The sequence below is a fragment of the Pseudomonas medicaginis genome, from assembly GCF_965119365.1.
Classification (GTDB): domain Bacteria; phylum Pseudomonadota; class Gammaproteobacteria; order Pseudomonadales; family Pseudomonadaceae; genus Aquipseudomonas.
Window position 1 is genome coordinate 1 of the sequence record NZ_OZ221631.1, and the last position, 24,200, is coordinate 24,200.

24 protein-coding genes are annotated in these 24,200 nt (G+C 61.8%); 11 read left to right on the top strand and 13 right to left on the bottom strand.

The window, feature by feature from the left end:
- Complete coding sequence (gene rep / locus ACMTA2_RS00005; protein ID WP_413793192.1) at window positions 1-2,010, top strand: DNA helicase Rep; 2,010 nt, start codon at window positions 1-3, stop codon at window positions 2,008-2,010.
- 55 nt (window positions 2,011-2,065) lie between these two features.
- Window positions 2,066-2,638 carry a xanthine phosphoribosyltransferase gene (locus tag ACMTA2_RS00010; protein ID WP_018602593.1) on the top strand — a complete coding sequence of 191 codons (573 nt, stop codon included), beginning with the start codon at window positions 2,066-2,068 and terminating at the stop codon, window positions 2,636-2,638.
- Window positions 2,639-2,757: 119 nt separating this feature from the next.
- On the opposite strand, the gene ACMTA2_RS00015 is transcribed toward ACMTA2_RS00010, so the two are convergent.
- The 6 genes from ACMTA2_RS00015 to dadA form a co-directional block, all read right to left on the bottom strand.
- The gene (locus ACMTA2_RS00015) at window positions 2,758-4,680 is read right to left on the bottom strand and encodes an acetyl-CoA hydrolase/transferase C-terminal domain-containing protein (protein WP_413793193.1); all 1,923 of its coding nucleotides are present in this window, start codon (window positions 4,678-4,680) and stop codon (window positions 2,758-2,760) included.
- Between the two features lie 134 nt (window positions 4,681-4,814).
- On the bottom strand, window positions 4,815-5,228 hold the full coding sequence (locus ACMTA2_RS00020) for a c-type cytochrome (RefSeq protein ID WP_413795756.1): 414 nt from the start codon (window positions 5,226-5,228) through the stop codon (window positions 4,815-4,817).
- Between the two features lie 183 nt (window positions 5,229-5,411).
- On the bottom strand, window positions 5,412-5,960 hold the full coding sequence (locus ACMTA2_RS00025) for a cupin domain-containing protein (protein ID WP_003206841.1): 549 nt from the start codon (window positions 5,958-5,960) through the stop codon (window positions 5,412-5,414).
- Window positions 5,961-6,089: 129 nt separating this feature from the next.
- Window positions 6,090-7,163, bottom strand: coding sequence for an alanine racemase (gene alr / locus ACMTA2_RS00030; RefSeq protein WP_413793194.1), 1,074 nt, complete (start codon window positions 7,161-7,163; stop codon window positions 6,090-6,092).
- A 95-nt stretch (window positions 7,164-7,258) separates the two neighbouring features.
- Window positions 7,259-7,612, bottom strand: a complete 354-nt coding sequence (locus tag ACMTA2_RS00035; protein WP_413793195.1) for a RidA family protein — start codon at window positions 7,610-7,612, stop codon at window positions 7,259-7,261.
- A complete protein-coding gene (gene dadA / locus ACMTA2_RS00040; RefSeq protein WP_413793196.1) occupies window positions 7,584-8,888 on the bottom strand; it encodes a D-amino acid dehydrogenase in 1,305 nt (434 codons plus the stop codon). Before dadA ends, ACMTA2_RS00035 begins: the two co-directional genes overlap by 29 nt.
- 156 nt (window positions 8,889-9,044) lie before the next feature.
- Here dadA and ACMTA2_RS00045 point away from each other — a divergent pair, with 156 nt between their 5' ends.
- Window positions 9,045-9,533, top strand: a complete 489-nt coding sequence (locus tag ACMTA2_RS00045; RefSeq protein ID WP_003206849.1) for an Lrp/AsnC ligand binding domain-containing protein — start codon at window positions 9,045-9,047, stop codon at window positions 9,531-9,533.
- Between the two features lie 134 nt (window positions 9,534-9,667).
- Here the strand turns inward: ACMTA2_RS00045 and ACMTA2_RS00050 are convergent, their stop codons facing one another.
- Complete coding sequence (locus tag ACMTA2_RS00050; RefSeq protein ID WP_003206850.1) at window positions 9,668-10,021, bottom strand: YkgJ family cysteine cluster protein; 354 nt, start codon at window positions 10,019-10,021, stop codon at window positions 9,668-9,670.
- A gap of 146 nt (window positions 10,022-10,167) precedes the next feature.
- On the opposite strand from ACMTA2_RS00050, the gene ACMTA2_RS00055 reads away from it, so the two are divergent.
- On the top strand, window positions 10,168-11,481 hold the full coding sequence (locus ACMTA2_RS00055) for an NAD(P)/FAD-dependent oxidoreductase (protein ID WP_413793197.1): 1,314 nt from the start codon (window positions 10,168-10,170) through the stop codon (window positions 11,479-11,481).
- Window positions 11,482-11,535: 54 nt separating this feature from the next.
- Here the strand turns inward: ACMTA2_RS00055 and ACMTA2_RS00060 are convergent, their stop codons facing one another.
- Window positions 11,536-11,781: a DUF1127 domain-containing protein gene (locus tag ACMTA2_RS00060; protein WP_413793198.1), complete on the bottom strand. Its 246-nt coding sequence runs from the start codon at window positions 11,779-11,781 to the stop codon at window positions 11,536-11,538.
- Between the two features lie 178 nt (window positions 11,782-11,959).
- Here ACMTA2_RS00060 and ACMTA2_RS00065 point away from each other — a divergent pair, with 178 nt between their 5' ends.
- Window positions 11,960-13,393 (top strand): aminotransferase-like domain-containing protein, encoded by a 1,434-nt coding sequence (locus ACMTA2_RS00065; RefSeq protein WP_413793199.1) that lies wholly within the window; start codon window positions 11,960-11,962, stop codon window positions 13,391-13,393.
- A gap of 61 nt (window positions 13,394-13,454) precedes the next feature.
- On the top strand, window positions 13,455-15,020 hold the full coding sequence (locus ACMTA2_RS00070) for a phospholipase D family protein (RefSeq protein WP_413793200.1): 1,566 nt from the start codon (window positions 13,455-13,457) through the stop codon (window positions 15,018-15,020).
- Between the two features lie 72 nt (window positions 15,021-15,092).
- Here ACMTA2_RS00070 and ACMTA2_RS00075 read toward each other — a convergent pair whose 3' ends face one another.
- Together ACMTA2_RS00075 and ACMTA2_RS00080 are read right to left on the bottom strand one after the other, a co-directional pair.
- Entirely contained in the window at window positions 15,093-16,235 is a 1,143-nt protein-coding gene (locus ACMTA2_RS00075) for an MFS transporter (RefSeq protein WP_413793201.1), read from the bottom strand.
- 273 nt (window positions 16,236-16,508) lie between these two features.
- Complete coding sequence (locus ACMTA2_RS00080) at window positions 16,509-18,002, bottom strand: aldehyde dehydrogenase (protein ID WP_413793202.1); 1,494 nt, start codon at window positions 18,000-18,002, stop codon at window positions 16,509-16,511.
- 244 nt (window positions 18,003-18,246) lie between these two features.
- Between ACMTA2_RS00080 and ACMTA2_RS00085 the strand changes: the two genes are divergently transcribed.
- On the top strand, window positions 18,247-18,609 hold the full coding sequence (locus ACMTA2_RS00085; RefSeq protein ID WP_413793203.1) for a cupin domain-containing protein: 363 nt from the start codon (window positions 18,247-18,249) through the stop codon (window positions 18,607-18,609).
- Between the two features lie 168 nt (window positions 18,610-18,777).
- A complete protein-coding gene (locus tag ACMTA2_RS00090) occupies window positions 18,778-18,996 on the top strand; it encodes a peptidase inhibitor (RefSeq protein WP_413793204.1) in 219 nt (72 codons plus the stop codon).
- A gap of 95 nt (window positions 18,997-19,091) precedes the next feature.
- On the opposite strand, the gene rpmG is transcribed toward ACMTA2_RS00090, so the two are convergent.
- Both rpmG and rpmB read right to left on the bottom strand, forming a co-directional pair.
- Window positions 19,092-19,247, bottom strand: coding sequence for a 50S ribosomal protein L33 (rpmG, locus tag ACMTA2_RS00095; protein WP_003177274.1), 156 nt, complete (start codon window positions 19,245-19,247; stop codon window positions 19,092-19,094).
- Between the two features lie 11 nt (window positions 19,248-19,258).
- On the bottom strand, window positions 19,259-19,492 hold the full coding sequence (gene rpmB / locus ACMTA2_RS00100) for a 50S ribosomal protein L28 (RefSeq protein ID WP_003177273.1): 234 nt from the start codon (window positions 19,490-19,492) through the stop codon (window positions 19,259-19,261).
- A gap of 436 nt (window positions 19,493-19,928) precedes the next feature.
- Between rpmB and ACMTA2_RS00105 the strand changes: the two genes are divergently transcribed.
- On the top strand, window positions 19,929-21,515 hold the full coding sequence (locus ACMTA2_RS00105) for an ABC transporter substrate-binding protein (RefSeq protein ID WP_413793205.1): 1,587 nt from the start codon (window positions 19,929-19,931) through the stop codon (window positions 21,513-21,515).
- A 138-nt stretch (window positions 21,516-21,653) separates the two neighbouring features.
- On the opposite strand, the gene radC is transcribed toward ACMTA2_RS00105, so the two are convergent.
- Window positions 21,654-22,328, bottom strand: a complete 675-nt coding sequence (gene radC, locus ACMTA2_RS00110) for a RadC family protein (RefSeq protein ID WP_413793206.1) — start codon at window positions 22,326-22,328, stop codon at window positions 21,654-21,656.
- Window positions 22,329-22,474: 146 nt separating this feature from the next.
- Between radC and coaBC the strand changes: the two genes are divergently transcribed.
- Both coaBC and dut read left to right on the top strand, forming a co-directional pair.
- Window positions 22,475-23,683 carry a bifunctional phosphopantothenoylcysteine decarboxylase/phosphopantothenate--cysteine ligase CoaBC gene (coaBC, locus tag ACMTA2_RS00115; RefSeq protein WP_411385953.1) on the top strand — a complete coding sequence of 403 codons (1,209 nt, stop codon included), beginning with the start codon at window positions 22,475-22,477 and terminating at the stop codon, window positions 23,681-23,683.
- A gap of 4 nt (window positions 23,684-23,687) precedes the next feature.
- Window positions 23,688-24,143 (top strand): dUTP diphosphatase, encoded by a 456-nt coding sequence (dut, locus tag ACMTA2_RS00120; protein WP_413793207.1) that lies wholly within the window; start codon window positions 23,688-23,690, stop codon window positions 24,141-24,143.
- The last annotated feature ends 57 nt before the right edge of the window (window positions 24,144-24,200 follow it).

The window sequence follows — 24,200 nt, forward strand, 5'->3', positions numbered from 1 at the left end:
ATGTCCCGACTCAATCCCCGGCAGCAAGAAGCCGTGAACTATGTCGGCGGCCCTCTTTTGGTGCTCGCCGGCGCAGGCTCCGGCAAGACCAGCGTAATCACCCGCAAGATCGCGCACCTGATCCAGAATTGCGGCATCCGCGCCCAGTACATCGTCGCCATGACCTTCACCAACAAGGCCGCCCGGGAAATGAAAGAGCGGGTCGGCGGCCTGCTGCGCGCCGGCGAAGGTCGCGGCCTGACGGTGTGTACCTTCCACAACCTGGGCCTGAACATCATCCGCAAGGAGCACGCGCGGCTGGGCTACAAACCGGGCTTCTCGATTTTCGACGAGACCGACGTCAAGGCCCTGATGACCGACATCATGCAAAAGGAATACTCGGGCGACGACGGCGTGGATGAGATCAAGAACATGATCGGCGCCTGGAAAAACGACCTGATCCTGCCGCCCGAGGCCCTGGAAAACGCTCGCAACCCCAAGGAACAGACTGCCGCCATCGTTTACACCCACTACCAGCGCACCCTCAAGGCGTTCAACGCGGTGGACTTCGACGACCTGATCCTGTTGCCGGTCAAGCTGTTCCAGGACCACGCCGACATTCTCGAAAAATGGCAGAACAAGGTCCGCTACCTGCTGGTGGACGAATACCAGGACACCAACGCCAGCCAGTATTTGCTGGTGAAGCTGCTGATCGGCAAGCGCAACCAGTTCACCGTGGTGGGCGACGATGACCAGTCGATCTATGCCTGGCGGGGCGCGCGGCCGGAAAACCTGATGTTGCTCAAGGAAGATTATCCATCGCTCAAAGTGGTGATGCTGGAGCAGAACTACCGCTCCACCAGCCGCATCCTGCGCTGCGCCAACGTGCTGATCTCCAATAACCCCCACGAGTTCGAAAAGCAACTGTGGAGCGAGATGGGCCACGGTGACGAAATCCGGGTGATCCGTTGCCGCAACGAGGACGCCGAAGCCGAGCGCGTGGCCATGGAAATCCTCAGCCTGCACCTGCGCACCGACCGGCCATACAGCGACTTTGCAATCCTGTACCGCGGCAACTACCAGGCCAAGCTGATCGAACTGAAATTGCAGCACCACCAGATCCCCTATCGCCTGTCGGGGGGCAACAGCTTTTTCGGACGCCAGGAAGTGAAGGACCTGATGGCCTACTTCCGCTTGATCGTGAACCCGGACGACGACAACGCCTTCCTGCGGGTGATCAACGTGCCGCGCCGGGAAATCGGTTCGACGACCCTGGAGAAACTCGGCAACTACGCCACCGAGCGCAAGATCTCGATGTACGCCGCCACGGACGAAATCGGCCTGGGCGAACATCTGGACAGCCGCTTCACCGACCGCCTGGCGCGCTTCAAGCGCTTCATGGACAAGGTCCGCGAACAGTGCGCCGGAGAAGACCCGATTTCGGCGCTGCGCAGCATGGTCATGGACATCGACTACGAGAACTGGCTGCGCACCAACAGCTCCAGCGACAAGGCTGCCGACTACCGCATGAGCAACGTCTGGTTCCTGATCGAGGCGTTGAAAAACACCCTGGAAAAAGATGAAGACGGCGACATGACGGTCGAGGACGCCATCGGCAAACTCGTGCTGCGGGACATGCTAGAGCGCCAGCAGGAAGAGGAAGAAGGCGCCGAGGGCGTACAGATGATGACGCTGCACGCCTCCAAGGGCCTGGAATTTCCCTACGTGTTCATCATGGGCATGGAGGAGGAAATCCTGCCGCACCGCTCCAGCATCGAGGCCGACACCATCGAAGAGGAGCGGCGCCTGGCCTACGTCGGCATTACCCGGGCACGCCAGACGCTGGCGTTCACCTTTGCCGCCAAACGCAAGCAATACGGCGAAGTGATCGACTGCGCCCCCAGCCGCTTTCTCGATGAGTTGCCACCGGACGACCTGGCCTGGGAAGGCAACGACGACACACCGACGGAAGTCAAAGTCGTTCGCGGCAACAGTGCCCTGGCGGATATACGCGCGATGTTAAAGCGCTAGAATCGACTACTTTTTTACCGACTTCAGGCGCTGACGCGCCCTCAGAGGAGGCTTCATGGAAGCCCTGCACCAGAAAATTCGTGAACAAGGCATCGTGCTTTCCGATCAGGTCCTGAAAGTCGACGCTTTCCTGAACCACCAGATCGACCCGCAGTTGATGAAGCTGATTGGCGACGAGTTCGCCGCGCTGTTCAAGGATTCGGGCATCACCAAGATCGTCACCATCGAAGCCTCGGGCATTGCCCCGGCGATCATGACCGGGCTGAACCTGGGCGTACCGGTGATCTTCGCCCGCAAGCAACAGTCCCTGACCCTGACGGAGAACCTGCTGTCGGCCACCGTGTATTCGTTCACCAAGAAAACCGAAAGCACCGTCGCCATCAGCCCGCGTCACCTGACCAGCAGTGATCGGGTGCTGATCATCGATGACTTCCTGGCCAACGGCAAAGCGTCCCAGGCTTTGATCTCGATCATCAAGCAGGCCGGGGCCACGGTGGCCGGGCTGGGGATCGTGATCGAGAAATCCTTCCAGGGCGGCCGCGCGGAACTGGATGCCCAGGGCTATCGGGTTGAATCGTTGGCGCGGGTGAAGTCGTTGGCCGGTGGGGTTGTGACCTTCATCGAATAACCCTGTGCCTCCTGTGGGAGCGAGCTTGCTCGCGATAGCGGCCTGTCAGACACATTTTGTGTAACAGATACACCGCTATCGCGAGCAAGCTCGCTCCCACAAGGGCTTCAGGTGGGTCGCTAAGGCGCAGTGGCCTTGAGGCCCGCCAGCAACAACCGCTGGAACAGATCCTCCTTCAGCCCCTCAGTGTTCGCCAGCTGCATCCGCTCCAGATGCTCGGGGTACAAAGAGGGCTCCGGGGCATCCAGCGCGGCCTTGCCCAGCTCCAGCATCTCGCTGAGCTTGAACTTGCTCTTGAGCCAGTTCAGCGCCCGCAACAGGTCCCGCTCGACCTCATCGAAATCACACCCCAGCGGGTATTCGGGAAACAGATTCGGATGCCGTGCCTGGATCGCCTGCAAACGCTCCGGGGTGTTGTCGGCAAACCGTGGATCGAGACGGAAATCCTTCGGCAGCTTGCCGGCATTTTGCGCCTGCTCGATCAGCCCGGGCTGGAAGCGTGAGTCGCTGATGTTCAGCAGCGCCTCGATCACCGCGGCGTCGGTCTTGCCTCGCAGGTCGGCGATGCCGTACTCGGTCACCACGATGTCGCGCAGGTGCCGGGGGATCGTGCAGTGGCCGTATTCCCAGACGATATTCGAGCTGATCTCGCCCCCGGCCTCACGCCAACTGCGCAGCAGCAGGATCGAGCGCCCGCCTTCCAGCGCGTGGCCCTGGGCAACGAAGTTGTACTGCCCGCCCACGCCGCTGAGCACCCGTCCGTCTTCCAACTGATCGGCCACGCCAGCCCCCAACAGCGTCATGGTGAAGACCGTGTTGATGAAGCGGGCATCGAGTCGCTGCAAGCGCTTGAGTTGTTCCTGGCCGTACAACTCGTTGATGTAACTGATGCGCGTCATGTTGAATTCGAGCAGGCGGCTTTGCGGCAACTCGCGCAGGCGCTCATAAAAACTGCGCGGCCCGAGGAAGAATCCGCCATGGATGCAGATGCCGTCGGGTTGCGCCGCCTCGTCGAGGGTCCCGGCGTTGGCCCGTTCCTGGGTCGGCTCGTCGGGGTAGACCTTGCGCCGGATGATCCCGGCCTCGGCCAGCACCAGCAAACCGTTGACGAACATCTCACTGCAACCGTACAGCCCTTTGGCAAACGGCTCGACCCCACCCTCGCGCTCGATCAGTTGCGCCCACTGGCTGAGGTTCAAGTCCGCCAGCAACGCCTGGTACCCGGCGTTATCGGCCTGGCGCGCCAGCAGCGCCGCCGTCAAGGCATCCCCCATGGAGCCGATGCCGATCTGCAGGGTCCCGCCGTCACGCACCAAGGCGCTTGCGTGCAAGCCAATCAGATGGTCCTGGAAGCCCACCGGCATGTTCGGCGTGGAAAACAGCGTGTGGCTGTCTTTCTCATCGATCAACAGGTCGAAAGTGTCGATGCCGACGTCCGCGTCCCCCGGCATGTAGGGCAAATCGCTGTGCACCTGGCCCACCATCAGGATGGTCTCCCCGGCCGCCCGACGCTTGGCGATCATCGGCAGCAGGTCAAGGGTGATGTCCGGGTTGCAGCTCAGGCTCAGGCGATCGGGATGCTCCGGGGCGCTCGCCACCAGTTGCGCCACCAGGTTCAAGCCGGCGGCGTTGATGTCCCGGGCCGCATGGCTGTAGTTGCTGCTGACATAGTCCTGCTGGGCCGACGCACTGTGCAACAGGCTGCCGGGCTGCAGGAAGAACTGCTCGACCCGTATGTTGGGTGGCAGGCTGTCCTGATGCAGGTCGGCCAGGTAATCCAGTTCGGGATAGTCGCCGAAGACCCGTTCGACAAAGGGCTCGAGAAAGCGCTTCTGCAGACCATCGCCCAGTTTCGGTCGGCCCAGGCTCAGGGCCGTGTAGATGGTCAACTGTCGCTCGGGCAGTTGTGCAATGCGCCGGTACAACGCGTTGGCGAACAGGTTGGGTTTGCCCAGCCCCAGGGGCATACCGAGATGAATGTGCGCCGGCAGGCGCTCGAGCACGTCATCCACCGCCTGTTCGATTGAACACAACTGCACCATCGGACCCTCCTGGACACTCCATGAATGTGGGTTGGACCGAGCTTGCCGGGTCTTGGTTGCGATGAACAGCCCCGAAAAAAAACAGGCGAAAAAAAGCCGCTCGTAAGCGGCTTTTTATGAAGAGCGTCGGCGTGTTACAGCCCGGACATCTCTTTGATAGCGCCTTTGAGCTCATCATCCGAGCAATCGGCGCAGGTGCCTTTTGGCGGCATGGCGTTGATGCCGGTAATGGCCTTGGCCAGGATGCCGTCGAGGCCGCCCTGGTGGTCGGCGCGCTCTTTCCAGGCAGCCTTGTCACCGATTTTCGGTGCGCCCAGCAGGCCGGTGCCGTGGCAAGCATTGCAATGTTTGGCAATGATATCTTTTGGCGCCTTGGCACCACCAGCGCCGCCAGCCGAAGCCACGACTTCCATACCCTTGCATTCCTTGCCCTGGACGCAGACCTGGCCGACGGGTTCAAGGCGCTTGGCGATGTCGTCGTTCGGCGCCGCTTGAGCGGTCGCAGCCCATAGGGCCAATACGGTTGCTGGTGCAGCCAGCATTTTCATAATTAGGTTCACGCGTACACCCTCAATGGTGGCTAGTCACGCCTGCGGCCACGGTTTGCAGGCGGGCGCAAGTATAGCGGTAAGCCTGTCACTCTGAAACAACCCCAAAGTCGCAAGGGTCTTGTTTGTCATGACAGCCCAACAAGCGGGCGCCTTTGCCACGCGGGCCTGGCGCCTCTTGGTCTAGAAATTGGCCGGTGTGGCTGCGCTGATCAGTCGCGCCGGCACGTCGAACGGATTACGGAAACGGTGCGGCTTGGTGCTTTCGAAATAGTAGCTGTCACCGGCTTCAAGCACGAAGGTTTCGACACCGACCACCAACTCCAGCCGCCCCTCCACCAGGATCCCGGTTTCCTCGCCCTCATGGGTGAGCATCTCTTCACCGGTATCGGCACCCGGTGGATAGATTTCGTTGAGGAAGGCAATCGCCCGGCTCGGGTGCGCCCGGCCCACCAGCTTCATGGTCACGGCACCGTCGGAGATGTCGATCAGTTCGTTGGCTTTGTAGACGATCTGGGTCGGTTTCTCCTGAAGGATCTCTTCGGAAAAAAACTCGACCATGGACATGGGAATCCCGCCAAGGACCTTACGCAGCGAGCTGATCGAGGGGCTGACGCTGTTCTTCTCGATCATCGAAATAGTGCTGTTGGTGACGCCCGCGCGCTTGGCGAGTTCACGCTGGGAAAGGCCTTTGAGTTTACGAATGGATTGCAGTCGTTCACCGACGTCCAATGCTGGAGCCTCCAGGGAATCAGGTTGTGAGGAAAGTGAGCGTTATCATGGCGACAGCGTTCAGTATTTACAACACTTTGACCCGAATCCTGTGCGGTGAAGCGACTTTCGGTAGGTCGCGCTTCGTCGTCAGCCCCCGGAATAGAGCCGTGGGACCCGCCGAAGATTGCAAAAAATCTGATAAGGAATCGTGTCGGCAGCCTTGGCAACATCACTGGCCAGGATGTGCTTGCCCCACAACTCCACCGTCGAGCCGAGCCCGGCCTGGGGGACATGGGTCAGGTCGACACACAGCATGTCCATCGATACCCGCCCGACCAGCTGGCTGCGCTGCCCCTCCACCAGCACCGGTGTACCGGTGGGGGCCTGGCGTGGGTAGCCGTCGGCATAGCCCATGGCAACCACGCCGACCCGGGTCGGTTGCGTGGTTACGAATCGGGCGCCATAGCCCACCGGTTCGCCGGCGGGCAATTCGCGCACGCAGATGATCTTCGACTCCAGCGTCATCACCGGTTGCAGGCGCGAGGCGACGGCGTTGGGCTCGTCGAAGGGCGTCGCGCCGTAGAGCATGATGCCCGGGCGCACCCAGTCGCTGGGTATCTGCGGCCAGCCCAGCACCGCCGGTGAGTTGCGCAGGCTGATCTGCGCCACCAGGCCCTGGCGGGCCTTGTCGAATACCGCCAGTTGCTCGGTGCTGCTGGGATCGTGCAGTTCATCGGCACGAGCGAAGTGGCTCATCAGGACAATCTTCGCCACTTTGCCGCTGGCGAGCAGGCGACGGTAGGCCGCCTGGTAATCCGCCGGATGCAGGCCGACACGGTGCATGCCGGAATCGAGCTTGAGCCAGACCGTGATTGGCTGGCTCAACGCGGCTTTTTCAATCGCGTCGAGCTGCCACAACGAATGCACCACGCACCAGAAATCGTGCTCGACGATCAACGGCAGCTCACTGGCCTCGAAAAAACCCTCCAGCAGCAGGATCGGTCCGCGGATCCCACCGGCCCGCAGTTCCAGGGCTTCCTCGATACAGGCCACGGCGAACCCGTCCGCCGTGTCCTGCAGCGCCTCGGCGCACCGCACCGCACCGTGCCCGTAGGCATCGGCCTTGATCACCGCCAGGGCCTTGGCCCCCGTGACTTCGCGGGCCAATTGGTAGTTGTGACGCAGGGCGTTAAGGTCGATCAGGGCACGGGCAGGACGCATGGCGGCAGGCTTCTAGGCGGTCATGAATAAAAAACCGGCGCGGGCTGGCAGGATGAACCACCAACAGCACCGGGGAGGGATCGTTTGGGCCGGTATTAAGGCAACGCGGCCACGACGGACAGCTCCACCAGTATCTCTGGTTCGCACAGCTTGGCTTCCACCGTGGCACGGGCCGGGGCGACGCCTTTGGGAAGCCATTGGTCCCAGACGGCGTTCATGCCTTCGAAATGGGCCTCGATGTCCTTCAAGTAGATCGTCACCGATAGCAAACGATTCTTGTCGGTTCCGGCCAGGTCCAGCAAGCGTTCGATATTGGCCAGGCTTTCGCGGGTCTGCTGTTCAATACCGGCGTTCATGTCGTCGCCGACCTGTCCGGCCAGGTAAACGGTGCCGTTGTGCACGACAACCTGGCTCATGCGGTCATTGGTGAGCTGGCGCTGGATTGACATGTTTTGCAGACTCCTGGTGTTTGCTGCCATAACGGGAAATATCGAGGCCTTCGGCGCTGATCTGCGGCTTTTTCTTCGCCATCAGGTCGGCCAGCAGGCGGCCGGAACCACAAGCCATGGTCCATCCGAGGGTGCCATGGCCGGTGTTCAGGAACAGATTCTTGAAGGGCGTGGCGCCCACGATTGGCGTGCCGTCCGGGGTGGTCGGGCGCAAGCCGGTCCAGAAACTGGCCTGGGCCAGGTCGCCGCCCTGAGGATAAAGGTCGTTGACGATCATCTCCAGGGTTTCGCGTCGACGTGGGTTGAGAGACAGGTCAAAACCGGCGATTTCCGCCATGCCGCCCACCCGAATGCGGTTGTCGAACCGGGTGATCGCGACCTTGTAGGTTTCGTCGAGAATGGTCGAGGTCGGTGCCATCGCCGGGTTGGTGATCGGCACCGTCAAGGAGTAACCCTTGAGCGGATACACCGGTGCCCGGATCCCGAGGGGCTTGAGCAATTGCGGCGAGTAACTGCCCAGGGCGAGCACATAGCGGTCGGCGGTTTCCAGCTTGCCGTCGATCCAGACACCGTTGATGCGGTCACCGGCAAAGTCCAGGCGCTGGATATCCTGGCCGAAACGGAATTGCACACCCAGCTTCACCGCCATTTCCGCCAGGCGCGTGGTAAACATCTGGCAGTCGCCGGTCTGGTCGTTGGGCAGGCGCAAGGCACCGGCCAGGATGTCGGTGACATTGGCCAGGGCCGGCTCGACCCGGGCGATACCGGCACGGTCGAGCACTTCAAAGGGGACGCCAGACTCTTTCAGTACGGCGATGTCTTTTGCCGCGCCATCGAGCTGGGCCTGGGTGCGGAACAACTGCGTAGTCCCCAGGCTACGGCCTTCATAGGCTATACCGGTTTCAGCACGCAATTCGTCAAGGCAGTCACGGCTGTACTCGGACAGGCGCACCATGCGCTCCTTGTTGACGGCATAGCGGCTGGCGGTGCAGTTGCGCAGCATTTGTGCCATCCACAGGTATTGGTCGATGTCGGCGGTGGCCTTGATCGCCAATGGCGCATGCCGCTGCAGCAGCCATTTGATGGCCTTGAGCGGCACGCCCGGCGCGGCCCACGGCGAGGCATAACCCGGCGACACCTGGCCGGCGTTGGCGAAACTGGTTTCCATGGCAGGCGCCGGCTGACGGTCGACCACCACCACTTCAAACCCGGCACGGGCCAGATAATAAGCACTGACGGTACCGATGACGCCGCTACCCAAGACCAGAACGCGCATGTTGATGCCCTCATCGCGGATGAACCGCTGACGTTTGTTGTACACAGCTTCGATGGACGCAGTGTAAAAAAGATCAGCCAGTGCTTTTCACTATATAAACACCTATATTTGGCGAGAATTCTCGGCAAAATCCCTTTTTATGGAGGCGCATCACCTGTGCGTACCAATACCCAGACCAAACGCGAGCTGGACAAGATCGACCGCAACATCCTGCGAATCCTCCAGGCAGACGGACGGATCTCCTTCACCGAGCTGGGGGAAAAGGTCGGCCTCTCCACCACGCCCTGTACCGAGCGGGTGCGGCGTCTGGAGCGTGAGGGCATCATCATGGGCTACAACGCCCGGCTCAATCCGCAACACTTGAAGGGCAGCCTGCTGGTGTTTGTCGAGATCAGCCTCGACTACAAATCCGGCGACACCTTCGAAGAATTCCGACGCGCCGTGCTGAAATTGCCCCACGTGCTGGAATGTCACCTGGTGTCAGGGGATTTCGACTATCTGGTAAAAGCGCGGATTTCCGAGATGGCGTCGTATCGCAAGCTGCTGGGCGACATCCTGCTCAAACTGCCCCATGTGCGAGAATCCAAGAGCTACATCGTGATGGAAGAAGTGAAGGAGAGCTTGAACCTGCCGATTCCGGATTGAACCTGGCTCCAGACCGCTTTCGCGAGCAAGCTCGCTCCCACACAGGTGGGTGGTGAATACCTTCTTGCGAACGATATAGATCCATTGTGGGCGCGAGCCTGCTCGCGAAGGCCGCGATTCGGTATCCCTGCCTGCTAGACCAACACCTGGCGAGTGCTGGCCATGTATTCATGAATCTGCTTCTCGACCCGCGGATGAATCAGCTCCACCGGCCGCCGGCCATTGGGGCACGGCAAGGTCGCCGTGGTGCCGAACAGCCGGCAGATCAGCGGTCGCTCGTCGTAGACGGTGCATCCGTTGGGCCCCAGGTGCACGCAGTCGAGCGCTTCCATGGCCGCGTCCTGTTCGGCGCGGGTCTTGCGGGGCAAACGGGCCATTTCCTCGGGTGAGGTGGTGACGGGACCGCAGCAGTCATGGCAGCCCGGTACGCACTCGAACGAGGGGATCTGCTGGCGCAGCGTGCGGATTTTTTGACTGTTGCAGCTCATCGAGGCGGTTACCGAGAAGGGACAATCCGGAATTCTGCCTTAAATGCTGCGGGCCAGACAGCGCCAACCGACCGGTGTTGCCCAGGGAGGAATCCTCGGCTTATGCTCCGTAAAATTTCTCAAACACAATAGTCAGGATTACGCACATGAACGCCCCTGTTCAGCAACCTGTCCCGAACCACGCGCACGCCGCCTCCTATTACGCCGCCAGCAGCCTGCCGCAACCGGACCATCCGCTGCTGCAGGGTGAACTGCTGGCGGATGTCTGCGTGGTCGGCGGCGGGTTTTCCGGGTTGAACACGGCGATCGAACTGGCCGAACGCGGCATGAGCGTGGTGCTGCTGGAGGCGCACCGCATCGGCTGGGGCGCCAGCGGGCGCAACGGCGGCCAATTGATCCGTGGCGTCGGCCATGGCCTCGACCAGTTCGCGCCGATCATCGGCAACGACGGCGTGCGCCAGATCAAACTCATGGGCCTCGAGGCCGTGGAAATCGTCCGGCAGCGTGTCGAACGTTTCCAGATCCCGTGCGACCTCACCTGGGGCTACTGCGACCTCGCCAACAAACCCAGCGACCTGGAAGGCTTCGCCGAAGACGCCGAAGAACTGCGCAGCCTGGGTTACCGTCACCCGACCCGACTGCTGCAAGCCAACGAAATGCACAGCGTCGTGGGTTCGGATCGCTACGTCGGCGGGCTGATCGACATGGGCTCGGGCCATCTGCACCCGTTGAACCTGGCGTTGGGCGAAGCCGCCGCCGCGCAGCAACTGGGGGTCCGACTGTTCGAGCAATCGGCGGTCACGCGCATCGACTATGGCCCTGAAGTGAAGGTGCACACCCAACAGGGCTCGGTCCGCGCCAAGACGCTGGTACTGGGTTGCAACGCCTACCTCAATGGACTCAATCCGCAACTCGGCGGCAAAGTCCTGCCGGCCGGCAGCTACATCATCGCCACCGAGCCCTTGAGCCAGGCCCAGGCACAGGCGCTGTTGCCGCAGAACATGGCCGTCTGCGATCAGCGGGTGGCCCTGGATTACTACCGGCTTTCGGCGGATCGCCGCTTGCTGTTCGGCGGGGCCTGTCACTATTCCGGCCGCGACCCGCAGGACATCGGCGCGTACATGCGGCCGAAGATGCTCAAGGTCTTCCCGCAATTGGCGGATGTGAAAATCGATTATCAATGGGGTGGGATGATTGGCATCGGCGCCAACCGTTTGCCACAGATCGGTCGGCTCAAGGACCAGCCCAATGTGTATTACGCCCAGGCCTACTCCGGCCATGGGGTGAATGCCACGCACCTGGCTGGCAAATTGTTGGCCGAAGCCATCAGCGGGCAGCACAGCAGCGGTTTCGATCTGTTCGCCCAGGTCCCGCACATGACCTTCCCTGGCGGCAAGCACCTGCGCTCGCCGCTGTTGGCGCTGGGGATGTTGTGGCATCGGTTGAAAGAGTTGGTTTAAACCCAAAGACTGTGGCGAGGGAGCTTGCTCCCTCGCCACAGGTTCCTTATCGCTTCAAAGCCGCCAGAACGGCTTGAGCCCTTCCTCCCGTGCCTGCTCCCGACTCAGCCCGATGTCACGCAACTGTTCGGGTGTAAGTTCCAACAAGGCCTTGCGTGTATGCAGACGATGCCAGAACAGGGCCCAGCGGCTCAGGCCGGACGGCGCGTTGCGCAATGTCGCGCTGCGCAGCCCCTTCTCCTGCCCTGCCGCCAGTTCCTGACTGTGTAACGTCAGCCGCACATCGCTCAAGCCGTTCATTTTGATCGCTCCTGTTTACTTGGGTAGCCAGAGGTTTCATGATGCGCGGACGGCCCATTGCAATACAGATTCAACTTATTTCTTTTATAAGCATACAGATTCGCTGATTCCCCTACTGAATCGTCATTTTCAACCCCAACTGTATTGGTCGCAGTTGTCCATCTCATCGGAGCGCACCATGACCCTCTACGTGAACCTCGCCGAATTGCTCGGCACCCGCATCGAACAGGGCTTCTATCGCCCCGGCGACCGGCTGCCGTCAGTGCGGGCATTGAGCACGGAACATGGGGTCAGCTTGAGTACGGTGCAGCAGGCTTATCGTGTGCTGGAGGACAGTGGACTGGCGATGCCGCGCCCCAAGTCCGGCTACTTCGTACCCGTGGGCCGCGAATTGCCGGACCTGCCGGTGGTAGGCCGTCCGGCCCAGCGTCCCGTGGATATTTCCCAGTGGGACCAGGTGCTGGAGCTGATACGCGCCGTACCACGCCCGGAGGTGGTGCAGCTGGGACGCGGCATGCCGGATATCCACTCGCCAACCATGAAACCACTGCTGCGCAGCCTGGCGCAGATCAGCCGCCGGCAAGACATGCCAGGCCTGTATTACGACAACATCTACGGCAACCTCGCGCTGCGTGAACAGATCGCCCGGCTGTCGCTGGACTCTGGCTGCCAACTGGGGGCCAACGACTTGATCGTCACCACTGGCTGTCACGAAGCCCTGTCGGTCAGCATCCGCGCCACCTGCGAACAAGGCGACATCGTCGCGGTGGACTCACCCAGCTTTCACGGGGCCATGCAGACCCTCAAGGGCCTGGGCATGAAGGCACTGGAAATCCCCACCGACCCACTTACCGGCATCAGCCTGGATGCACTGGAACTGGCCCTGGAGCAATGGCCCATCAAGGCCATACAGTTGACCCCCAGTTGCAATAACCCGCTGGGCTACATCATGCCTGACGCCAATAAACGCGCGCTGCTGAACCTGGCACAGCGCTTTGACGTGGCGATTATCGAAGATGATGTGTATGGGGAATTGGCTTACACGTACCCCCGCCCACGCACCATCAAATCCTTCGATGAAGACGGCCGCGTCCTGCTCTGCAGTTCATTCTCCAAGACCCTGGCGCCCGGCCTGCGCATTGGCTGGGTCGCGCCAGGCCGGTACCTGGAGCGGGTGCTGCACATGAAATACATCAGCACCGGCTCCACCGCGCCACAGCCGCAGATCGCCATTGCCGAGTTTCTCAAGGGCGGGCATTTCGAACCTCACTTGCGGCGCATGCGCACGCAATACCAACGCAATCGCGACGTGATGATCGACTGGGTCAGCCGCTATTTTCCATCGGGCACCCGCGCCAGTCGCCCGCGAGGCAGTTTCATGCTGTGGATCGAATTACCCGACGGGTTCGACACGCTCAAACTCAATCGGGTCCTGCTGGAGCAAGGCGTACAGGTCGCCGTCGGCAGCATTTTTTCGGCATCGGGCAAGTACCGCAACTGCCTGCGGATGAACTACGCTGCCAAGCCAACCGCCCAGATCGAAGAGGCTGTACGCAAAGTCGGAGCGGCCGCCACCGTGCTGTTGAACGAAACCCTGCACCACGCCGTCTGAACTTTACTCAGGGAAGCAGCACCCAACAGCCGATCAATGTGAACAAGCGGAACGATCCTACGTGAGATCCAGACCGATCCTGCCTACGCTGCTGTTAGTCGCCTCGTTGTTGAGCGGTTGCGCCGGTCTTGATGTCACCCGCGAGCCTTCCCAGGCCTTGCCTGCCACCGAGTCCTCGTTTGGCCGCTCGGTCCAGGCCCAGGCCGCCCCCCATGAAGGGCGCTCGGGGTTTCGACTGCTGTCGGACAGCACCGAGGCTTTCACCGCCCGGGCCGAGCTGATTCGCCACGCCCAAGCCAGCCTGGATTTGCAGTACTACATTGTCCATGACGGCATCAGCACGCGAATGCTGGTGGATGAATTGCTCAAGGCGGCCGACCGCGGCGTGCGTGTACGGATCCTGCTGGATGACACCACCAGCGATGGCCAGGACCAGATTATCGCCACCCTCGCCGCACACCCGCAGATCCAGGTTCGCCTGTTCAACCCACTGCACCTGGGCCGCGCCACTGGCGTGACCCGCAGCCTCGGGCGCCTGTTCAACTTGTCGCTGCAACACCGGCGGATGCACAACAAGTTGTGGCTGGCCGACAACAGCATGGCCATCGTCGGCGGGCGCAACCTGGGCGATGAGTATTTCGACGCCGAACCCAACCTGAACTTCACCGACATCGACCTGCTCGGCGTCGGGCCGGTGGCCGAACAACTGGGGCACAGTTTCGACCAGTACTGGAACAGCGCCTTGAGCAAGCCCATCGAACAGTTCCTGTCCCACCGACCCACGTCCAAGGACCTGGCCAACAGCCGCCTGCGCTTGCAAGAGTCCCTGGAACAGACCCACAAGGAAAACCACGCGCTCTACCAGCAATTGACCGCCTACAAGACCCAACCACGCCTGGACACTTGGCGCGACCAGTTGATCTGGGCCTGGAACCAGGCGCTGTGGGACGCACCCAGCAAAGTGCTGGCCAAGGACGAACCGGACCCGCAACTGCTGCTGACCACCCAACTGGCTCCCGAACTGACGGGCGTCAGCAAAGAATTGATCATGATTTCGGCCTACTTCGTTCCCGGCCAGCCTGGCCTGGTGTACCTGACCAGTCGCGCCGATGCCGGCGTGTCGGTGAGCCTGCTGACCAACTCCCTGGAGGCCACCGACGTACCCGCCGTGCACGGCGGCTATGCGCCGTACCGCAAGGCCTTGCTGCAACATGGCGTGCGCCTGTTCGAGTTGCGCCGACAACCGGGCGACACCGGCAGCAGCCCGCACCTGTTCTACAGCAAGTCCTACGGCGAATCGGACTCCAGCCTGCACAGCAAGGCGATCATCTTCGACCAGCAGAAATCCTTCATCGGCTCGTTCAATTTCGACCCGCGTTCAGTGCTATGGAACACCGAAGTCGGCGTGCTGGTGGACAGCCCCGAGCTGGCCAGCCAAGTCCGTGAGCTGGCCTTGCAAGGCATGGCACCCGCCCTGAGTTATCAGGCCAGGCTGGAAGATGGAACGCTTGTGTGGACCACCGAAGACAACGGCCAGACCCACGACCTTGGCCGCGAACCGGGCAGTTGGTGGCGCCGCTTCAATGCCTGGTTCGCCACGATGATCGGGTTGGAGCGGATGCTATAGGCCTGCACAAACCTGTGGAGATCCCCCCCTCGCCACAGGTCATTCATGTCCCCGGTTAAACAGACAGGGGGCTCAGGCCGTTTGGGTGGCCCCGAACGCCCCTTGGCGCAACAGCAGGATCACCAGCCCGAACGCCCCGGCCGCCATGAACAGAGGCAACGCATGTCCGCTGACCCATTGGCTACCCGCCCCCGCCACCAGCGGGCCAATCAGGCAACCGAGCCCCCATAGCTGCGCGATATGGGCGTTGGCCCGCACCAGCGCATCGTCACGGTAACGCTCGCCGATCAGGATCAGCGACAACGTGAACAAACCGCCCGCGCTGGCGCCGAACAGCACCCACAATGGCCAGATCAGCAACGTGTCGATCAGCAGCGGAACCGCCAGGCTCGATAACATCAACGCCACCGCGCACCCCGTCAACAGGGCACGGCGAGACACGCGATCGGCCAGTGCGCCGATGGGCAACTGCAGCAAGGCATCTCCGACCACCACAGTGCTGACCATCGCCAACGCAATGTCGGCCGTGAAGCCCTGGCGCAGGCAATACACCGGCAACAACGTAAGGATCATCGCCTCGAACGCAGCGAACAACGAGACCGCCCAGGCAATCGCTGGCAAGCCGCGGCAAAACGTCCACAAATCACCAAACGTGACGCTGCCGGCCTCGCTGCTCGGCGCACCGCTACGGCCCAGCAACAACAAGGGAGCGAGCAACAGCAGGCCGACGCCCACCCAGAACCCGTAGTCATGATCGGTCCCCAGCGCGCCCAACAGCAACGGGCCGGACAACTGGCTCAGGGCGTAGCTGCTGCCGTACAGGGCCACCAGCCGCCCACGCCATTTTTCAATGACCAGTTGATTGATCCAGCTCTCACCCAGAATGAACACCACGGTCAGGACCACACCAATCATCAGGCGCAGCAGCAACCAGACCGGATAACTGGGCAGCAACGCCAGCAGCCCGATGGACACCGCGCCGCCCCACAGGCACAGACGCATCAGCGCCGCCGTACCGAACCGCGCCGCCAGCCGGCTCGACACCTTGGCCCCGAGCAACACCCCCACGGCCGGCATGGCAGCCATCACACCAATGGCGAACGAGCCATAACCCCAGCCCTCCAGGCGCAGCGACACCAGCGGCATGCTCACGCCCAAGGCCAAGCCGACGCTCAGGACAGACGCCAACACAGCGAAATAGGTTGCCCAACGCATTTCCACGCTCCTGTGGAGGGTTATCGGTGCAGGTATCACTCAAAATATTGTGGGAGCGGGCTTGCTCGCGAAGGCGGAGTGTCAATCAACTAGCTGTTGAATGTTAAACCGCTTCGCGAGCAAGCCCGCTCCCACAGGGGATGTGTGTCTACCGCAAATCTTGCGCTCATCCTCGACCAGTGTGGGAGCGGGCTCGCTCGCGAAAGCGGGGTGTCAGTCAACTTAGCCGTTGATGTTAACCGCCTTCGCGAGCAAGCCCGCTCCCACAAAGGATCAGAGCTTGATCCAGGTCGACTTCAGCTCGGTGTACTTGTCGAACGCATGCAGCGACTTGTCGCGACCGTTACCCGATTGCTTGAAGCCACCAAACGGCGCGGTCATGTCGCCGCCGTCGTACTGATTGACCCATACACTGCCGGCACGCAGGGCCTTGGCGGTCAAGTGCGCCTTGGAGATGTCCTTGGTCCATACCGCTGCGGCCAGCCCATAGGGCGTGTCGTTGGCGATCTCGATGGCCTGCTCGGCGGTGTCGAAAGCGATGACCGACAACACCGGGCCGAAAATCTCCTCCTGGGCGATTTTCATGGCGTTGCTCACACCGTCGAAAATCGTCGGTTCGACATACGTGCCGCCGGTTTCTTCAAGGATACGCTTGCCACCGGCCACCAGTTTGGCGCCGTCGCTGTGGCCGGCTTCGATGTAGGACAACACGTTGTTCATCTGCTGGGTATCGACCAGGGCACCGACATTGGTGGCCGGGTCCAGGGGGTTGCCCGGCTTCCAGCCCTTGAGGGCTTCGATCACCAACGGCAGGAACGTGTCCTTGATGGAGCGCTCCACCAACAGTCGCGAGCCGGCGGTGCAGACTTCGCCCTGGTTGAAGGCGATGGCGCTGGCGGCGGATTCTGCGGCGGCTTGCAGGTCCGGGGCATCGGCGAACACGATGTTAGGGCTCTTGCCGCCCGCCTCCAGCCAGATGCGCTTCATGTTGGATTCGCCGGAATAGATCATCAGTTGCTTGGCGATCTTGGTGGAGCCGGTAAACACCAGCGTATCGACGTCCATATGCAGGGCCAGGGCCTTGCCGACCGTGTGGCCGTAGCCTGGCAGCACGTTCAGCACGCCTTTCGGAATGCCGGCCTCGATCGCCAGCGCGGCGATGCGGATGGCGGTCAACGGGGATTTTTCCGACGGTTTGAGCACCACCGAGTTACCGGTGGACAGCGCCGGGCCGAGCTTCCAACAGGCCATCATCAACGGGAAGTTCCACGGGACGATAGCGCCCACGACACCCACCGGCTCGCGGGTCACCAACCCCAGTTGGTCGTGCGGGGTGGCCGCCACCTCATCGTAGAGCTTGTCGATGGCTTCACCGCTCCAGCTCAACGCTTGGGCCGCGCCAGGCACGTCGATGTTCAGGGAGTCGCTGATCGGCTTGCCCATGTCCAGGGTTTCAAGCAGGGCCAGTTCTTCGGCATGCTGCTTGAGCAGGCCGGCGAAACGGATCATGGTGGTCTTGCGCTTGCTGGGTGCCAGGCGCGACCAGACGCCGGAGTTGAAGGTGGCGCGGGCATTTTCGACGGCCCGCTGGGCGTCGGCCACGTCGCAGCTGGCGACCTTGCCCAGCACACGGCCATCGACCGGGCTGAGGCAATCGAAGGTTTCGCCGGACACCGCATCGGTGTACTCACCGTTGATGAAGGCGCGGCCTTCGATCTTCAGGTCGCGGGCGCGTTGTTCCCAATCGGTACGAGTCAGGGTGGTCATGCGTGTGTCCTCCTCTTATTGAGTACGAACGCCGCGCAATGCGCAGCGCTCAAAAGAATTCTGCCCGGCCAGCCTGCTTTCGGCGCCGTTCGGCGCTGTAATGGGTACGGGGCACCCGTCACCCTAAACCAGGGGCCGGTCAAGTTTCAATATATTTGACACAACCGCGGCAAACAGCCTTGCGATGTTCGTTTTAATAAACATAGACTCGAGGCCTTCCAAGCGATCACTGGGGATCACCCGCATGAGCATTCAGGACATCGTCGACTTCAGCCAGGCCAATACCACTGCCGAACGTTATCGCCCTGACCCGGCCAAGGTGTTCAAGGGCGATCCCGAACAGGCCGTGTTCAACCACTACAGCAGCCCTTGTGGGCAAATGAACGCGGGCGTATGGGAAGGCGCGGTCGGCCAGTGGACGGTCAATTACACCGAGCACGAATACTGCGAGATCGTTCAGGGTGTTTCCGTGCTGCGGGACAACGAGGGCAACGCCAAGACCCTACGGGCCGGTGACCGCTTCGTGATCCCGGCCGGGTTCAAGGGGACCTGGGAAGTGCTGGAGCCGTGCCGCAAGATCTATGTGGTGTTCGAGCAGAAGGCTTGAGCCCTGTTGAAAAAGCAGCTGACACTCTTTCACTGGTCGATGACCGCCAGGGCAGATAAAACTGCCCCGGGCGTCACGCATTTTATCGTCGCAACGGCAACGCACAGGACGTGCGGCCAACCCGGCAGGTGAGCGCCCAGACCCTATGAATGTTTGCAAGGAGGCAACATGCCCGTCTTACCCGAACAATGCGATCTGGCCATCGCCCAATACACCATCGGCCAAAAGTGCACCCCCGAGTTGCTCGAAGAGGTTCGCGCCCTGGCCAATGGGGCTCCCGTTCGCGCCACAGGCCCGACGTATCCGACGAGCTGGGATCTGCGTCCGCGACGCATCAACCTGCACACCAATGCCGACAGGATCATCGTCAGCATAAACTGCGGCTGACCCAAGTCAGCGCTGACGTTTCAGCCTGAAACAGACGCAACAAAAAAGGCCCGTATCTCGCGATACGGGCCTTTTTCGTAAGAGGGAAAAATCAATTACTTGATTTTGCCTTCCTTGTAGATCACGTGCTTGCGAACAACCGGATCATATTTCTTGATCTCGATTTTGTCCGGGGTAGTACGCTTGTTCTTGTCGGTAGTGTAGAAGTGACCAGTACCGGCGCTCGAGATCAAACGAATCAATTCACGCATGATTAGCTCCCTTAAACCTTGCCATCGCGACGAAGTTCGGCCAGCACGACACTGATGCCACGCTTGTCGATGATGCGCATGCCTTTGGCAGATACGCGCAGACGCACAAAACGTTTCTCTTCTTCAACCCAGAAGCGGTGATGCTGCAGGTTCGGCAGGAAACGACGACGGGTTTTGTTGTTTGCGTGGGAAATGTTATTCCCAGTCACCGGACCCTTACCGGTAACTTGACAGACTCTCGACATGCCTCAGCCCTCTAAAACCACATGCCCAACCCGGCATGGGTTGGCCGCTTAATCTCTCAGTCATTTGGCGCCAGGCGCCGCGTTTCTTTAAGGGTCTTACCGGCTACACCTACAGTGAAGGAACCGGGCCCCTAGAAAAGAGCGCTGCTTTATACCAGAAAGACCACAGTGCAACAACAGCCGATGTGATTTGTCTTCCTGGAAAATCATCGTCCAGCCGCCCCGGACGGCTGGGGCAGAGGCTGGCATGGCCCTTTACCGCTCGTCGCTGCACGCAGGTTTTTTTCACTTGCGACAGGTCAAGGCCACCCATACGTCGTCGCAGCGTGCCGGAAAATGCAAAAAGGGGATAGTCATTTGGCAGCGAGCCCACTAGGGTAGGCCTTTTCCAGACTGCGCTTGCAGATGGGCCTTCGACTTGCACAGGAAACCGACCATGCGCCTCGCTGCCCTACCTTTGTTGCTCGCCCCTCTGCTGATCACCCCGCAGGCCTTGGCCGCCGCCCTGAGCGTCTGCACCGAAGCCAGCCCGGAAGGGTTCGATGTCGTCCAGTACAATTCCCTGACCACCACCAACGCCTCCGCCGACGTGCTGATGAATCGCCTGGTGGATTTCGACACCGCCAGCGGCAAAGTGGTCCCCAGCCTGGCCGAGCGATGGGAAGTCTCCACCGACGGCCTGACCTACGTGTTCAAGCTGCGGCCACAGGTCAAGTTCCACCGCACCGATTACTTCACGCCACGCCGCGACCTGACCGCCGAGGACGTGAAGTTCAGCTTCGAACGCATGCTCGACCCGGCCAACCCGTGGCACAAGGTTGCGCAAAGCGGCTTCCCCCATGCCCAGTCCATGCAATTGCCGGCGCTGATCAAGAAAATCGACGCCCTGGACCCGCTGACCGTGCGTTTCACCCTCGACCATGCCGATTCGACCTTCCTGGCGACGTTGAGCATGGGCTTTGCCTCCATTTATTCGGCCGAGTACGCCAATCAGTTGATGCAGGCCGGCACGCCGGAAAAACTCAACAACCAGCCGATCGGCACCGGCCCGTTCATTTTCAACCGGTTCCAGAAGGACGCGTCGATCCGCTACAAGGCCAACGACGCCTATTTCGACGGCAAGCCTCAAGTAGACCCGCTGATCTTCGCCATCACGCCGGATGCCAACGTACGCTTGCAGAAGCTACGCCGCAACGAATGCCAGATCGCCCTGTCACCCAAGCCACTGGACGTGCAGGCCGCCCGGCAGGAGCCGACCCTGAACGTGGCCCAGACCGACGCCTTCATGACCGCGTTCGTGGCGATCAACAGCCAGCATCCGCCACTGGACAAGCCTGAGGTGCGCCAGGCCATCAACCTGGCCTTCGACAAGGCCAGCTACCTCAAGACCGTCTTCGAAGGCACCGCCGAAGCCGCCAGCGGTCCTTATCCACCGAACACCTGGAGTTACGCCAAGCACTTGCCGGGCTACGCCCATGACCCGGCCAAGGCTCGTGAGTTGCTGGCCAAGGCCGGTTTGAAGGAAGGCTTCAAGACCACCCTCTGGACCCGCCCCTCCGGCAGCCTGCTCAATCCCAACCCGAGCCTGGGCGCGCAACTGCTGCAGTCGGACCTGGCGGAGATCGGCATCCAGGCGGAAATCCGCGTGATCGAATGGGGCGAACTGATCCGCCGCGCCAAGGCCGGCGAACATGACCTGCTGTTCATGGGCTGGGCCGGCGACAACGGCGACCCGGACAACTTCCTCACGCCGCAGTTTTCCTGCGCGGCGGTGAAGTCCGGCACTAACTTCGCCCGTTACTGCAACCCCGACCTGGACAAACTGATCAGTGCCGGCAAGACCACCGGCGAACAAGGCGTGCGCGCCAAGCTCTACGAGCAGGCCCAGGCCCAGATCCAGCAGCAGGCCCTGTGGCTGCCCCTGGCGCATCCGACCGCCTTCGCCCTCACCCGCAAGGATGTGCAGGGTTATGCGGTGAGCCCGTTCGGGCGCCAGGATTACGCCAAGGTGAGCCTCAAGTAACCCCAGCCCACAGCGCCCTCCGGTGGGAGCGAGCTTGCTCGCGATAGCGGTGTGTCAGTCAAAGTCGATGTGACAGACCTGTCGCCATCGCGAGCAAGCTCGCTCCCACAAAAAAGGTTTCGTATCGTCAGATCGCGCCTACATCCACCCACACTCCGCCATCGACAGCGGCTCCCCATCGCCGACGATGAAATGGTCGAGCACCCGCACATCGATCAACTCCAGGGCCTCCTGGAGCCGCTCGGTGAGCACCCGGTCGGCCTGGCTGGGCTCGGTGTTGCCGGAGGGGTGGTTGTGGCACAGGATCAATGCGGCGGCGTTGTGGGCCAGGGCGCGCTTGACCACTTGCCGGGGATGGACACTGGCGCTGTCGATAGAGCCGCGGAACAGCGCCTCGAAGGTCAGCACCTGATGCTTGGAATTGAGAAACAGGCAACCGAACACCTCATGGGGTTCGTGGCGCAGCATGGACTTCAGGTACTCACGAACCGCGAGCGGGCTTTCCAGCGGGGTCTTTTCCCGTGTCCGCTCAGCCAAATGCCGACGGCTCATTTCCTGGGCCGCTTGCAGTTGGGCAAACTTCGCCGGCCCCAGCCCCATGTGATTGCTGAACGTGATCTGATCCGCTTCCAGCAACGCCCGCAGACTGCCAAATTGAATCAACAGTTGTCGCGCCAGGTCCACCGCGCTTTTACCGGACACGCCGGTGCGTAAAAAAATCGCCAGCAGCTCGGCGTCCGAAAGACTCCCCGCCCCCAGCGCCAATAACCTCTCCCGCGGCCGCTCGGACGCGGGCCAATCGCGAATACTCATGGCATCTCCCTGATTGTGGGCGCCGCTGTTCCGTAGCGGTCGCTGTGATATCGTAGCCCATCTTTTTTGCAGGCGATGTGTACCCGGGCAGGCTGCTGCCAAGGGGATCGCCTTGCACTGACCACTGAAAATCGAAAGGCAGGCCTATGCAGCGGCTGTATCGGAAACGCATCGTTCTGGGCGTCGGCGGCGGCATTGCCGCCTACAAGAGTGCCGAGCTGGTTCGCAGGCTTATCGACCAGGGCGCGGAAGTACGGGTCGTGATGACCCGTGGCGGCAGCGAGTTCATTACCCCACTGACCCTGCAAGCCCTGTCCGGGCACCCGGTCCACCTGGACTTGCTCGACCCGGCGGCCGAAGCCGCCATGGGCCATATCGAACTGGCCAAATGGGCCGACCTGGTGCTGATCGCGCCAGCCACGGCCGACCTGATCGCCCGCCTGGCCCAAGGCATCGCGGACGACCTGCTGACCACCCTGGTGCTCGCCACCGACGCCGTGGTGGCTGTTGCACCGGCCATGAACCAGGCCATGTGGCGCGACCCGGCCACCCAGGCCAACCTGCAATTGCTGGAAAGCCGCGCCCTGAAAGTCTTCGGCCCGGCCTCCGGCAGCCAGGCCTGCGGCGATGTCGGCATGGGCCGCATGCTCGAAGCCACGGACCTGGCCCAGTGCGCCGCCGACTGCTTCCAGCGCCAGGCCCTGACTGGCAAGCACGTACTGATCACCGCCGGACCGACCCAGGAAAACATCGACCCGGTGCGCTACATCACCAACCACAGCTCCGGGAAAATGGGCTTCGCCCTGGCCGAAGCCGCCGTGGAAGCCGGCGCCCGGGTGACGCTGATCACCGGCCCGGTGCACTTGCCGACGCCGGACCGGGTCACGCGCATCGACGTGGTCAGTGCCCGGGACATGCTCGCGGCCTGCGAAGCGGCCATCCCCTGTGACCTGTTCATCGCCTCGGCAGCGGTAGCGGACTATCGCCCCGAAGTCGTTGCCCCGCAAAAATTGAAGAAAGACCCTACAAGCGGCGACGGCCTGCTACTACAAATGGTGCGCAACCCGGACATCCTGGCCAGCATCGCCACTCGCCCCGACCGTCCGTTCAGTGTCGGCTTCGCCGCCGAGACCGAACACCTGCTCGATTACGCCGCCCGCAAGCTCAAGGACAAGAACCTCGACTTGATCGTCGCCAACGACGTCGCCAACCCGAGCATCGGCTTCAACAGCGAAGAAAACGCCTGCAGCGTGATCGACCGCCAGTTGCACGCCACGCTTTTCGCCCAGACCAGCAAGAGCAAGATTGCCCGCCAGCTGATCACTTTCATCGCCGAACGTCTGAACCAGGTTTAATGTCATGCACGCCCTACAAGCCAAGATCCTCGACCCACGCATCGGCAGCGAATTCCCGCTGCCGCAATACGCCACACCGGGCTCCGCCGGCCTCGACCTGCGGGCGATGCTCAAGCAGGACACGATCCTGGAACCTGGCCAGACCCTGCTGATCCCGACCGGCCTGTCGGTGTACATCGGCGATCCGGGCCTGGCCGCGCTGATCCTGCCCCGCTCGGGCCTGGGCCACAAGCATGGCATCGTGCTGGGCAACCTGGTGGGCCTGATCGATTCCGACTACCAAGGCGAACTGATGGTGTCGTGCTGGAACCGCGGCCAAACGGCCTTCAACATTGCCGTGGGCGAACGCATCGCGCAGCTGGTGTTGGTGCCGGTGGTCCAGGCTCACTTCGAGCTGGTCGAGGCGTTCGACGAGAGCCAGCGCGGCGTCGGCGGTTTCGGGCATTCCGGCAGCCAATGAGCCCGCGATCCGGGCCGGGCATCCTGCCCGGCCCGTTTGTTAAGCTTCTGTTTCAGG